The organism is Undibacterium sp. Rencai35W (assembly GCF_049340185.1).
Lineage (GTDB): Bacteria > Pseudomonadota > Gammaproteobacteria > Burkholderiales > Burkholderiaceae_D > Undibacterium.
Genome location: NZ_JBMPPC010000002.1, coordinates 69740 through 82582, shown reverse-complemented (window position 1 = coordinate 82582; position 12843 = coordinate 69740). Strand labels below are relative to the sequence as shown.

General features: G+C 48.5%; 16 protein-coding genes. 12 read left to right on the top strand and 4 right to left on the bottom strand.

All coding sequences use genetic code 11. The features are described 5' to 3' along the window. Nucleotides 1–89: 89 nt before the first annotated feature. Genes pilM through ACO0K3_RS04315 form a run of 7 tightly spaced genes read left to right on the top strand, consistent with a single transcriptional unit; the run spans nt 90 to nt 6829 of the window. Complete coding sequence (gene pilM / locus ACO0K3_RS04345; RefSeq protein ID WP_422982250.1) at nt 90–1040, top strand: type IV pilus biogenesis protein PilM; 951 nt, start codon at nt 90–92, stop codon at nt 1038–1040. Then, complete coding sequence (locus ACO0K3_RS04340; protein ID WP_422982248.1) at nt 1037–1720, top strand: PilN domain-containing protein; 684 nt, start codon at nt 1037–1039, stop codon at nt 1718–1720. Before pilM ends, ACO0K3_RS04340 begins: the two co-directional genes overlap by 4 nt. After that, entirely contained in the window at nt 1717–2460 is a 744-nt protein-coding gene (locus tag ACO0K3_RS04335; protein ID WP_422982246.1) for an MSHA biogenesis protein MshJ, read from the top strand. The genes ACO0K3_RS04340 and ACO0K3_RS04335 overlap by 4 nt, the downstream gene beginning before the upstream one ends. Beyond that, entirely contained in the window at nt 2457–2879 is a 423-nt protein-coding gene (locus ACO0K3_RS04330) for an MSHA biogenesis protein MshK (protein ID WP_422982244.1), read from the top strand. The genes ACO0K3_RS04335 and ACO0K3_RS04330 overlap by 4 nt, the downstream gene beginning before the upstream one ends. A 28-nt stretch (nt 2880–2907) precedes the next feature. Continuing rightward, nucleotides 2908–4635 (top strand): pilus (MSHA type) biogenesis protein MshL, encoded by a 1728-nt coding sequence (mshL, locus tag ACO0K3_RS04325; protein ID WP_422982242.1) that lies wholly within the window; start codon nt 2908–2910, stop codon nt 4633–4635. Nucleotides 4636–4637: 2 nt separating this feature from the next. Further along, on the top strand, nt 4638–5531 hold the full coding sequence (locus ACO0K3_RS04320) for an ExeA family protein (RefSeq protein ID WP_422982240.1): 894 nt from the start codon (nt 4638–4640) through the stop codon (nt 5529–5531). Then, nucleotides 5528–6829: a tetratricopeptide repeat protein gene (locus ACO0K3_RS04315; protein WP_422982238.1), complete on the top strand. Its 1302-nt coding sequence runs from the start codon at nt 5528–5530 to the stop codon at nt 6827–6829. Before ACO0K3_RS04320 ends, ACO0K3_RS04315 begins: the two co-directional genes overlap by 4 nt. Before the next feature lie 74 nt (nt 6830–6903). Here ACO0K3_RS04315 and ACO0K3_RS04310 read toward each other — a convergent pair whose 3' ends face one another. Further along, complete coding sequence (locus ACO0K3_RS04310) at nt 6904–7140, bottom strand: DUF2798 domain-containing protein (RefSeq protein ID WP_422982236.1); 237 nt, start codon at nt 7138–7140, stop codon at nt 6904–6906. 279 nt (nt 7141–7419) lie between these two features. Here ACO0K3_RS04310 and ACO0K3_RS04305 point away from each other — a divergent pair, with 279 nt between their 5' ends. Further along, a complete protein-coding gene (locus ACO0K3_RS04305) occupies nt 7420–7962 on the top strand; it encodes a nuclear transport factor 2 family protein (RefSeq protein ID WP_422982234.1) in 543 nt (180 codons plus the stop codon). 27 nt (nt 7963–7989) lie between these two features. Here ACO0K3_RS04305 and ACO0K3_RS04300 read toward each other — a convergent pair whose 3' ends face one another. Together ACO0K3_RS04300 and ACO0K3_RS04295 are read right to left on the bottom strand one after the other, a co-directional pair. Continuing rightward, nucleotides 7990–8256 (bottom strand): DUF2164 domain-containing protein, encoded by a 267-nt coding sequence (locus tag ACO0K3_RS04300; protein ID WP_422982232.1) that lies wholly within the window; start codon nt 8254–8256, stop codon nt 7990–7992. A 91-nt stretch (nt 8257–8347) separates the two neighbouring features. After that, nucleotides 8348–8653, bottom strand: a complete 306-nt coding sequence (locus tag ACO0K3_RS04295) for a high-potential iron-sulfur protein (protein ID WP_422982230.1) — start codon at nt 8651–8653, stop codon at nt 8348–8350. A 352-nt stretch (nt 8654–9005) separates the two neighbouring features. Here ACO0K3_RS04295 and ACO0K3_RS04290 point away from each other — a divergent pair, with 352 nt between their 5' ends. The 4 genes from ACO0K3_RS04290 (at nt 9006) to ACO0K3_RS04275 (ending at nt 11991) form a co-directional block, all read left to right on the top strand. Further along, the gene (locus ACO0K3_RS04290) at nt 9006–9584 is read left to right on the top strand and encodes a cysteine hydrolase family protein (RefSeq protein WP_422982229.1); all 579 of its coding nucleotides are present in this window, start codon (nt 9006–9008) and stop codon (nt 9582–9584) included. A 41-nt stretch (nt 9585–9625) separates the two neighbouring features. Then, nucleotides 9626–10072 (top strand): SRPBCC family protein, encoded by a 447-nt coding sequence (locus ACO0K3_RS04285; protein ID WP_422982227.1) that lies wholly within the window; start codon nt 9626–9628, stop codon nt 10070–10072. Nucleotides 10073–10501: 429 nt separating this feature from the next. Continuing rightward, complete coding sequence (gene ylqF / locus ACO0K3_RS04280) at nt 10502–11446, top strand: ribosome biogenesis GTPase YlqF (protein WP_422959635.1); 945 nt, start codon at nt 10502–10504, stop codon at nt 11444–11446. A 17-nt stretch (nt 11447–11463) separates the two neighbouring features. Further along, nucleotides 11464–11991 carry a hypothetical protein gene (locus ACO0K3_RS04275; RefSeq protein ID WP_422982225.1) on the top strand — a complete coding sequence of 176 codons (528 nt, stop codon included), beginning with the start codon at nt 11464–11466 and terminating at the stop codon, nt 11989–11991. A 148-nt stretch (nt 11992–12139) separates the two neighbouring features. On the opposite strand, the gene ACO0K3_RS04270 is transcribed toward ACO0K3_RS04275, so the two are convergent. Beyond that, entirely contained in the window at nt 12140–12835 is a 696-nt protein-coding gene (locus ACO0K3_RS04270; protein WP_422982223.1) for a GntR family transcriptional regulator, read from the bottom strand. Between the last annotated feature and the right edge of the window lie 8 nt (nt 12836–12843).

Genomic DNA, 12843 nt, shown 5'->3' with positions numbered 1-12843 from the left:
TCGTTAGCGCATCATTTTTGCGTATCATTGATTGACACTGGTTCGATATTAACTTAACGTCAAGTGAAACAATTCTTTGGATTCTGTGCATGAGATTTTTTGCAAAAAACAAGAAATATGCAGGATGGATGGCAATCAGTCTGGAGCGTGATTGTGCGCGAATTGCACACGTCACCCGGCCTGCAAATGGGAAGCCGGTACTAGAGATGCTTACCTCATTTCCTAATGCAGCAAACATGATAGAAACGCTGAAGCTCCTCAAAAAACAATTGAATGCACAAAATTATCGATACAGCCTGATGCTATCGCAAGGTGAATTTCAGTTGCTCTCGGTTGAGTCGCCGAATGTGCCGCCAGATGAACTAAAAAATGCGATGCGTTGGCGGTTGAAAGATATGCTGGATTATCACATTGACGATGCCACCATTGACGTTCTTGATATTCCCGCAGATAAAGCTATTCAGGGGCGAGCACACTCCATGTATGCGGTAGCTGCTCGTAATCAAATTATTTCCGAGCGTCAGGCTGCTTTTGAGAATGCCGGTATTCCATTGGATGTCATCGACATCACTGACCTCGCACAGCGCAATGTATCCGTATTGCTAGAGCCGGAGGGTAGAGGGCTGGCCTTATTATCATTTGATGGAAACGGTGGTCTGTTGACAGTCAGCTATGCAGGTGAGTTATATCTGTCTCGTCGAATTGATATCAGTCTCCCGCAGCTGCAGACTAAAGATGCCGATAGCAAAAATGCTATTTATGAACGGATCGCGCTTGAGCTGCAACGCTCACTCGATAATTTTGACCGGCAGCATACTTTTATCACCACGGCTAAATTGGTATTGGCACCATTAGGCGATGAGATATCTAAAGATTTACAGGCCTATCTTGCTGCCAATATTTATATGGCGGTAGAGGTTTTGAATTTTGCAGATGTGTTGGATATATCGAAGGTGCCTGTGCTGGCGCACCAGGATAGTCAGCAAGCGTTTTTTATGACAATCGGTGCTGCGCTACGTCACGAAGAGACTGTGTTATGAGCCAGCAGATTAATCTCTTTAATCCGATTTTTCTCAAGAAAAATACGTATTTTTCAGCTGCCACCATGTTGCAGACAGCGGGTTTGCTGATGTTAGGTGTGTTCGCCATCACCATCTACACCTCGCTACAAACGGCTAGTTTTGTCAAAACGGCAGATATCGTCAATATACAATTGCGCGACGCAGAAGCGAAAGTGGGAAAAGTAAGAGCCAATGCTATCGAGCCACAAAAAAACAGGCAAATCGAAAATTCAATTCTGAAAACAGAAACTGAATTAGCTAGCAAGCAAAAAATTTTGAATTTATTGCAGAAAAGTGATTTTGGTAACACCAAAGGTTACTCAGCTTATTTACAGGCATTTGCAAGGCAGATTCCTAATGGCGTCTGGCTCACGGGACTAAGTATTGACGGTGCCGGTAGCGATATTGGATTGCAGGGAAGAGCGCTTAAACCTGAGCTGCTGCCTGTCTATGTCAACCGGCTAAAGCAAGAAAATAGCTTGCAAGGAAAAAGCTTTTCTTCTTTACAGATGCAGATGCCATCCGTTGACGCGGATAAGCCAGATGCCAGTACTACCGCTTTATTAAAATCAAAAACGCAGGTTCCGTTTATCGAGTTCTCGCTAAGATCCTCTGGCAGTATCGATGCAGCAGATGGTGTCGGAGTCAAACTAAAATGAACCAACAATTACGTCAGCAATGGACTAACTTTGCCGCTAAGATCGACAAACTGAGTTTGCGTGAACGATGCATTACGTTTGCCGTTTTAGTGATGGCGATCATGCTTGGAGCAAATACTTTTTTTATTGAACCGCAATTCTTAAAACAGAAAACGCTATCAGAAAAAATCAAGCAAGAGCAAGCGCAAATCAGCGCAATACAAGCAGAGATCGCGCAGAAAATCACGATCAAGCAAGTTGATCCAGATGCGGAGAACAAGCAAAGATTGCTCTCAGCTCAGCAGCAGTTAGCAGAGCTCGAAAAGCGTATGCAGCACGTGCAAAAAGATCTGATTCCTCCTGAAAAGATGGGGACTTTACTAGAAAATATCTTAAAGCGTAATCAGAAATTGCAGCTCGTATCACTGAAAACTTTGCCAGTATCCAGTGTCGCAGAGGAAGTCGATATCAATGCCAGAGCGGTGCCGGTCATTAATCCAGTAATTAATCCGGCAGGTGCGCCAGCCAGCGTTGCCGCTGACGGTCTGATTGCCGAAAATGGTGTCATTTATAAGCATGGATTTGAGATCGTGGTATCCGGTAATTATCTCGATATGTTGACGTACATGCGTGAGCTTGAGCAAATGCCTGAACAGGTGTACTGGAGCAAGGCAAGGATTCGGGTAGACACCTATCCTACCGCAAGCCTGACACTGACTTTATTCACCTTGAGTCTGGAAAAGAAATGGCTCAATTTATGACTTGCCTCAGTAGGAACCCCGGATATTGCTCCCGTCAGACTTTGATCCTGCCTATTGTGAGCTTGTTTATGGCGTTGTCGTTGTTGAGTCAGTCTGCACTAGTCGCGGCACAAAGTATCCCGGATCCTACCCGGCCACCGGATACCTTGTTGCTGCCAGCGACGATGGGTAGTAATGAAATAGCTGCTGGCCCGGTATTGCAATCAGTATTGATTTCACCCAGTCGCAGGCTGGCGATCATTAGTGGAAAAACCCTTGGGCTGAATGATAAATTCAATGAGCAGACAGTGATCAAAATTAATGAGGCAGAGGTTGTTCTGCGCAACGGCAAAGAACTACAGACATTGAAATTATTTCCGGATTTTGAAAAAAAACCTACTCGTGCATCAAATACTCCTCCCGCTAATGCAAAAAAATAATATTGCACGACTTTAAAGGCATATCAGCATGAGAAAAAACTTATTGTCACCTTTGCTAGCGGCATTCCCCGCGGTCTTGCTCGTATTAGCGGGATGCACTACGCCTGCATCGAAGCAAGAGACGTATGACCTGATCAAGGAGGAAATGCGCAAGGCAGCGATTGTGCCAGTGAAGCCAGCCGCGCCTGAAGCCGTGTCGTTATCATTATTGCCCGAGCTTAAAGTAGATTTGCCATTAGCCAGCAAATCGGCAGAAGAGCGCTTTAATCTGAACTTTATTAATGTCCCGGCAAATCAGTTTTTTATGGGAATTGTGTCCGGAACGCGCTATAACATGCTGGTTCATCCTGATGTTACCGGTACGATTTCGGCGAACCTGAAAGACGTCAGTCTGATGGAAACATTGGATGCGATCAGAGAGTTATACGGTTATGAATACAAGGTTGAGGGGACGCGTATTTATATCAAACCACTGACCTTGCAGACTAGAATTTTTCAGATCAGTTATCTGGCCTCAAGTCGTAAAGGTACATCTGATATTCGTGTCATTTCTGGCTCAGTCTCCGATTCAGTACAAAGTAGCGGTAGCTCGTCGAATAGTGGGGGTCAAAACAATCAGGGAAACAATTCACAATCGATTAATTCGAGCAAAATCACAACGACTTCCAATAGCGATTTTTGGTCTGAGTTAAAGCTGTCTTTAGACACTATCGTTGGTGCCGGCAAAGAAGGTCGTCAGGTCGTCATCAGTCCTCAATCCGGTGTTGTCGTGATCCGTGCAATGTCCGACGAGATGCGTAATGTCAGTGCCTATCTGAAGGCGACCCAACTGTCGGTTGATCGCCAGGTGATTCTGGAGGCGAAGATACTTGAAGTCGAATTGAATGACCGCTTTCAGTCTGGTATTAACTGGGCGTCCTTCGCTTCGTTGAACGCAGCGCCAAACAGTCGTGCTTCGCTGGGCTTCGTATCGCCCGGTACTAACCTCAGTACGACGACGGTGACGGCGACAGATACGGGTTTGACGGCAACCAGTGGCACTGCACTGGGTGCTGTCAGCACCGCTGCAGGGTCCTTATTCGGATTGGCTTTTCAAACCAGTAATTTTGCTGCACTGCTGTCCTTTTTAGAGTCGCAAGGTAATGTTCATGTCTTATCTAGTCCACGGATTGCCACACTGAATAATCAAAAGGCCGTGCTTAAAGTCGGTAAAGACGAGTTCTTCGTTACCAAGGTGACCTCTACACCCGGGACAAGTTCAACGACAGGTTCTTCAGCGCCGACATCAAGTGTCGAGGTACAACCATTCTTTTCCGGTGTGGCTCTGGACGTGACACCTCAGATTGATGAGAACGGCAATATCACCTTGCATGTACACCCGTCTGTCAGCAATGTTACGACGGTAGAAAAAACTTTGAATCTCGGAACCTCCGGTACGCTGACATTGCCACTGGCATCAAGTGCCGTATCAGAGACTGACAGTGTCGTGCGCGGACAGGATGGCCGTATCGTTGCGATCGGCGGACTAATGCGCCAGGCAACGACGAATGATCGCTCGCAGATCCCGGGAGCTGGTGATGTGCCACTAGTCGGTGCCTTGTTCCGTAATACGAATCAGGTGGTACAAAAGCGTGAGCTCGTGATATTGATCAAACCGACTATCGTGCAGGGCGACGGCGCATGGGAGCAGGACATTCTGGAAAGTCAAAACCGTATTCAGAATCTGGCACCGCGCGGGAAGATAGAAAAAAATTAGGTATGTACAAGTCTCACTTTGGTTTGCGTGAAGTCCCGTTCAGTATCACGCCGGATACGAGTTACTTCTTTTTATTTGCAACTTTTCAGGCTGCTCTAAATACCCTGCTGATTGCCGCAAAAAATGGTGAAGGCTTTATCAAAATTACTGGTGAGGTCGGTACCGGTAAAACAATGCTGTGCCGTAAATTCATGGCGACTCTGGGACCGGATTTTTTCACTGCCTATATCCCTAATCCTTTGTTGGATCCGGCTAGCCTGATGCGAGCTGTAGCGGATGAGCTTGAGGCACCCGTAAATCAGGATCCGCATCAGTTACTCAAATCGATCAACCATCGTCTGCTGGATCTTGCCAGACAAGGTAAGCGTGTTTTGTTATGCATTGATGAAGCGCAGGCGCTGCCTCTGGAGACCATGGAAGCCCTGCGTCTGCTGAGTAATCTGGAGACAGAAAAAAGAAAACTGCTACAGATTGTCCTGTTCGGACAGCCCGAGTTAGACATCAAGCTCGCCCGTAATGATATTCGCCAATTAGCACAACGCATCACTTTCCAATACCATCTACGCCCCTTGAACAGACAAGAAATCCAGACCTATATTGCTCATCGTCTGGCGGTCGCGGGCTGCCAGCGGAGTAATCTGTTTACCCCTGTCGCGCTGAGCACGCTGTTTTTGTGCAGCCGTGGCATTCCGCGCTTGCTGAATATACTTGCGAACAAGGCACTGATGCTCAGCTTTGGCGCGGGCAAGCAACAGGTTGGTCTGCGCCAGGTATTGCTGGCCGCTAATGACACTCTGGGCAGCGTTAGTTTATTCAGTATCCGTAATTGGCTTTCTCGTTTCTCGCTAGGACTTGTGGTGCTGGCTTTTATTTCGGTCTGGATCTATTTCAAATGAGTCTGATCAATCAAATGTTGCAGGATCTGGACAAACGCGGTGTTGCGATTAATCCGGTTGAAACTGGTCCTGCAATGGTCCGGGCGATTCCTGACACGTCGTTTGACCGTAGTGGCAGTAACGGCCTGTTAATGAAAATACTGATCGCTAGTGTTATCGTCATCGTTGCCGGTGTGGCCGTCTGGATGAGCTGGCGACCTGTAAGACCTGTTAGTGGCATCACAGCATCAGCAACGTCAGCGCAAAAAAAATCTGCTGATGTGCCTGTAGTTTCTACTGCTACGCCAGCCTCTGCATCGCTTGCTAAGACGGTAGTTGCAGCAGTTACTACTACGGCATCAGCGGGAGCAGATACCGCTCCTTTAAGTCCCGTAGAAAAGCAGCTCAGTACCGATACTTTGCCTCCCTTATCCTCACAATTACTACATCTGAAAATGAGTTCGGACCTTGATGCCATGGGGCGTTGGGCGATTGCAGAAAAAAATGCCCGTTCTCAAGAGGACGACCGCAACAATCAGCGCCAGCAACAGCAAGCGACCAGATTAGCGCCAAGCAGTACGTCGGGTAAGGCGGACGGACGTACCTTAACTGGCAATACGAATCTTGCTTCGGCAGCGTCGTCGAACACACCAGCGACAGTATCAATCACATCAACAACGCCTTCCGCGGTATCTACTGCAAACACCGTCGCCACTATAGTGAAAACTGTCAAAGAAATCACGCCGCAACAACAAGCAGATAACGAGTATCGGCAAGCCAGAGTCCTTCTGCAACAAGGCCGTAATGCCGATGCGATTGCCAGCCTTGAGCAGGTACTGAAATTTGATCCTCAACATGCTGCAGCAAGACAAACCCTGATCAGCATACTGATCGACAGCAAACGTCATGAAGAGGCAATGCGCTGGCTGCAAAGTGGCTTGGCGCTCGACAAGAGTCAAGTCAATTTGGCGATGATACTGGCTCGGCTACAAGTTGAAAAAGTGAGTGTCCCGTCCGCGATTGAGACTTTGCAGCGTAGTGTCAGTTATGCCGCAGAACGCGCAGATTACTTCGCGTTTCTGGCCGCATTACAGCAGCGTGAGGGACGTCATAAAGAAGCCGCAGAGCTCTACTTAAGTGCGCTGAAGAAAAATCCACAGAGTGGGGTATGGTGGATGGGGTTGGGGATTTCATTACAGGCCGACGGGCGTTCCGGCGAAGCGGCTGACGCGTTCCAGCGGGCAAAGTCAAGTAACAGCCTCAGTCCCGAATTGCAAGCCTATGTAGAGCAAAGAATCGCACAATTACATACGCGCTAGAGATAGTTGAGCGCTACGCCGTACAGCCTGGTCTTCTGAGTACGCTTACAATGTTTCACCCGCAAAAACTGCGGCTAACTATCCGTCGTCAGATATACCACGCACTTACGCACGAGTGGTGCAATCACCAGTACGGTAGGGAAAGCAATCGGCCACGTGCTCAAAAAGCTTTTGAGCCAGCGTATAGCGAAATCGGGTGTTATGCCCTGATTGACCACCAGCACTACCGCAGAAATAATTGACACCATAATGATGGACAGCATGCCACCAAATAATATCGGCGCGAAGCGGGCAGGGATACGACCTTTCATGTCAATTTCCTTTGTGCTGAAGGATCAAGCAAAATAGACCCGTTCATCTTCATCTGAATTACTGATAAATCGCATCTCAGGTCGCATTTCAGATTGATTATGCAACAGCGTATAACTCACCATTTATGAACATTGATCAATTGCTATACTGGTTAGTGTATATTTTAAACTCTACGTATTACAAGCGTATAAAGCATTAAAAATGCATATACTCCCTTTATTGTCTGCTGATACGAGTCAGCAGACCTTGTCGGCAGAAAGCCGACCGAAAGTGCCGCGATGAACCAACGATGTTCGCATTATTTCCGTATATTTTTTATTGTAGCGAGTTTGTTTGCAATGGCCTCAATTGCCGGTGCAGCGCCTGTGGCAGAACCTGCCCTGTCGCAAGCAGAGCAACCCGCCGAGATAAAGGCGCTGCATGCTTTTCTCGACGAATGGCATGACGACGCCGCGCATTCCCGTCTGGCCTATTTCGACAAGATCGCAAAAAACGGTGTGTACATAGGTACCGATAAAACCGAACGCTGGACTCGCGATGAATTTAAAGCCTGGGGCAAAGTCCATTTCGAACGACCCAGCGCCTGGGCGTTCAAAGCAATCAATCGCCATATTGCCATGTCGTCTGACAAAACCTGGTTCTGGTTCGACGAGCAGTTAGCCACGCAAATGGGCATCTGTCAGGCATCCGGTGTCGTACATAAAACGGACAACGGATTTGAGATCGAACACTATCAACTATCGATTGCTGTGCCAAATCCACTGGTGAATCAGCTTGTCGACAGTATCAAAAAATTTGAGGCAGATGAAGGTAAAAAGTAGGCGTATCTGCCGACAAGAATGATTCCCTTACTTGCGCTTGCGATCGAATTTTTGCCAGTATTGAAATTCTTCTTCGTGCACCTCAAAATCTAATTCCTGCACCCGCGCGGCTAGCCGCTGCTGCGCATCGGTTACGGCCTGGTTGTAAATAACCGGACCAATTTCTTCCAGAAAATAGCTCAGTAAAGCGCCTGCAGCGAGGTTGCCGATCTTCTCGTCCATGTTTTCCTGAAAGTAACGTTCAATGGAGGAGATTGCTCTGTTGCGGATTTCTTTTGGGATGTCGATGCTCATGATTTGATTGAAAATTGAACTTGCTGATTAAGCGGTTGCAGGTATTTTGTTAGTTGACGCTATGTAAATTGATCGACGGCGTATCCGTGCATCATGCCAAATTATTCCAGGCGCTACACCAGCCTTTTGCAGTGACCAGCTTATCAGGGAAGATAGAGCATGCGCCGCTGGCATCGCTAGATTTGCCCTGATAAAGAGCGCAATTCGCGCATTCTTGTCCTGCGACATAATCAGGAAATTTCTTGCTATCGACCTTGCTCGCATCAGACTTGTAGCCCAAGCCCATTGCCGTTGGATCGCTCTCACTGAGCATGGTATTTTCTGCGCTAAGCTGAGGACCGGCTAATGCACTACTTGCCAGACTAATCTGGATGATAAATTGGCGGCGGCTGATCATATATTTTCCTGATCTGGTTGAGTGATTTTGAGTGATTTGAGTTCGATCTTGTGACGTTGAAATATCCACGAATAACTATTTAGTGGGCTAGATTATCGCAAACCGATTTGCACAATTCCGCTATTTTTGTGGGCGCTTAATGTAGTTGGTGCGATGCGCTCCCCTGCTTCTGTGCGACCAAATGCTAATTCTCGGACGACTTTAATTTGCTGATGCGATTTGGTGCAGCCATTGTAACGCCTTCGTAACGACGTTTCGACAGTTGCTGAGATGATTAAATATGAATGACGCAAACACATATCCATGTTTTATGATTGTATGAACTTTTAATATTTAGCCGGAGGTATTTGTAATGGCAACACTAAGAGACGGTAATAAATGCGTTTTACTGGTCGTTGATGTCCAGGTTGGTGTAATGAACGGCGCGTGGGATGCGTCGAGAATTATCAAAAACATTGCACGTACGGTGGAGCGGGCTCGCCTGCAGGAGATTCCGGTAATTTGGGTTCAGCATGCCGACGCGGATCTACTCTATGACAGTCCGGAATGGCAATGGGTGCCAGAGTTAGTGGCGCTAAAGAATGAATTGCTCATCCACAAGCATTTCAATTCCTCGTTTGAGCAAACCGCGTTAGACGAGGAGCTTGCCAGACTAGGCGTAACGCATATCGTACTCGCCGGGGCATCAAGCAACTGGTGTATTCGCGCCACGGCCTATGGTGCACTGGAGCGTGGATACGACCTGACTCTCGTCAAGGATGCCCATGCGACCAAAAGTATGGATCTCGATCATGGCACAAAGCTTGAGGCTTCAAGCATCATCAGCGAACTCAATATCGCAATGACCTGGCTGAGCTATCCTGGTCGCGTAAACGGGATTGCCGCGGCGGAGGGGATTGATTTCAGTGTGCCTGGCGGTGTTCGAAAGTAAGATTGATCTGGTTATTTCACATATAGCGAAGGAGACCTACTATGTCTGACCGTACCATCCAACTGCATCGGGTATTGCGTACTAAACCTGAAAAAGTGTATCGCGCTTTTCTTGAGAGCGGTGCCATGGCAAAGTGGATTCCTCCGTATGGCTTCACCTGCACGGTGCATCACATGGATGCCCAGGTCGGAGGTACGTTCCGTATGTCGTTTCATCACTTTTCTAGCGGGAATAGTCACTCGTTTGGCGGCGAGTATCTGGAGCTGGTGCCGAATGAGCGGATTCGCTATACCGATAAATTCGACGATCCTGCTTTGCCCGGAGTGATCGAGGTGACCGTGACGCTCAGACCTGTGTTGTGCGGGACGGAGCTCAGCGTAACTCAGGCGGGTATTCCGGATGTCATTCCGCTCGAAATGTGTTATCTCGGTTGGCAGGAATCGCTAGTGCAACTGGCGGCGCTGGTTGAGCCTGATATTCCCGGGTAACAAGGGGTCCTGCCTTTTACTAGGCGAGATTAGTGTGTTCTTAACTTGCCACCATGGATTGGTGGCAGGCTGACACACAATCTTTGCTGGTCAGTATTTGTCGTTACTGATTGGCACTGATCAGCATCAGATCTTGGATTCGCCTCTGCTCGTCTGGTCTGTCATGGACAGTTCTGATTGAGGCAGGACATAGAATCTCGAATCGGATGTCGCTAAAGTCCAAATTGCAAGGTTTTATCAGATAGACATACTAAAATATACTGGGGTAGAGTATTTTTTTATCGCCGCATAAAATATGCGGAATTGGCATTAAATTAGCTAATACTCCCCTAAAACTGAACTTTTATCGGCTTAATCCAGAAACTTCCGGCTCTTTGGCGACAGACTTCCGTACAATATCGCTTTGTTTTACCAAAAAGAAGAATAAGCATGTCCATACAATGGTTCCCCGGTCACATGAACGCTGCGCGCAAAAAAGCCGCAGAGACCATGGAAAGTACCGATCTGGTGATAGAAGTGCTCGATGCACGTATCCCGCAAGCGAGCTGCAATCCTATGGTTGAGCAGTTGCGCAATTTTCGTCAGCGTCCCTGTCTGAAAATTTTAAATAAAAGCGATCTTGCCGATCCGCATGCGACCAAGGCATGGCTGGATTTTTATAATGCGCAAAAAGGCGTACACGCGGTTGCACTGAGTTGTAAAAAGCCGTCGGATGTTGCCAAAGTCCCCGGTCTGGCGCTGGCGCTGGCACCGCACCGTGGCGTGCCGACCAAGCCTTTGCGTATGATGATCATGGGGATTCCTAACGTCGGTAAATCGACGCTGATGAATGCCTTGCTGAAAAAACGTGTGGCCAATGTGGGTGATGAGCCTGCTGTGACCAAGGTACAGCAACGTCTGTACCTCGGTAAGAATATGATTCTGGTAGATACTCCCGGTATGTTGTGGCCAAAGATTGCGCATCCTACCGATGGCTTGATGCTGGCGGCGAGTCATGCGGTCGGTGTGAATGCTTTGATCGAAGAAGAGGTTGCGACCTTTTTGGCAGAGCGTTTATTGCTGAATTATTCTAAGTTTCTCACAGCGCGTTATGGCTTTTCTACCGAAGGCATCGATGGTGTCAGCGTGATCGAAGGTGTGGCAAAAAAACGTGCGTATCGACTTAAAGGCGGTGAGTGGGATCTGGAAAAAGCCGCGCATACTTTGCTACTCGATTATCGCAGTGGCGCTCTCGGTCGCGTCAGTCTGGAGACACCGGCAAGCCGTGAACATCTGCTGGCAACCTATGTGCCGCCTGTGCTGCTTGGTCAGGGCAAAACGACCGATGTCTCGCAAGGCGAACAGGGCGAGCTGGATCCGCTGCCACGTCAATAAACAATCGGTGAGCGGCGATGACCTCTTTCTTCTTCCGCTTGCTGTTTTGTTTTGCCATGTCCTACGTGGCGTGGAAAATCGGCGCTATTCTTGATGAAAAATATGCTCCGATCGGGCTGTTAATCACATCGCCCTTATGGGGCCATTTATTTGCCCGCGATCTGCTGGCCATCCTTCCTGCAATCAAATATTGGGCCGAGTATGCTGCGCTGAATAAATGGCAGGGCAAATACTATGTATTTGACGGCTATCATCTGCGCTTTTATCTGGTTGACGATGTGGTGTGGGTGCCGCTGAAAGATGTGTCTGAACTGATTCAGCCAGGCGTCGCCGAACGCGAGTTACGTCTGCTCGGTGCAGGCTATGCGACGATCCCTGAACATACGATGCCTGGCGTCACTGAATCAGGTTTGTTGAAATTGTTAACGGCACGCACCGAACACCGGCGCGCAGATCCTCAAATGATACGGCTGAAATTATGGTTGGTAAGCAGCGCGTTACCGAATGTCAAACGCTTGCCCGTATCAAGGGCAAATGCCAGATGATTGCCTGAAAAATGTATTGTGCAATGATTTTTGTCCCGCTTCTTACCTGAGTAAACGATTGGTCAGCGATTGGTCAACGATTGCCTTGGTATGCATGGCGCAGCGTGGGGAGTCGCGGCATCGGATAGCATGGTCGATACCAGTTCTCTCAGCCGTTGATGACTTTGCGCGCAAATGATTCTAGATAATCCATCAATGATTCTGCGGCTTTGACCGCTTGTTCTTCATTGCCCTTGGCGATCGCTTTGGCAAGCATCAGGTGACAGCGCGCACCTTCTTCAATATCACCTTCATGCTGAAACGCATACCAGAAGCGACGGCATTTAATTACTAAAGGCACGACAGCAGCGACAGCAGAGGGATTGCGGCAAGCTTCGTGTACCACATGGTCGAGCGCCTGATCCGCTGCCATATACGCATTCAGATCCGCACATTTGGCGGCGACGATCATGTGATTCGCACATTCGACCATATCGATACGATGCTGAGGTGTCGCACGGCGGGCGGCACTACTGGCGATCAGTCGTTCGATCACGCGGCGGGTCTCAATCAGGGTCATGTGTTCAGCGGCTTCGATATCGCTGACGATTAGTCCACGGCGCGGCAATTGTTCAATCAGACCGTTCGATGACATGCGCATCAATGCTTCGCGCAGCGGCGTGCGTCCCATACCTGTGAGGTCAACCAGATCGGCTTCAACAATGGGTGAACCTGGCTTGAGTTGCAGCGTGACGATCATGCTTTCTATCGCATCGTAGGCGATGTCGGCCGCGCGTAATTTCGGGGCCGGAAGACTCAGAGGCATCATTGGGGCAGGGGGCGACTTGGGGGCGGTGGCAAACATCGGGTATC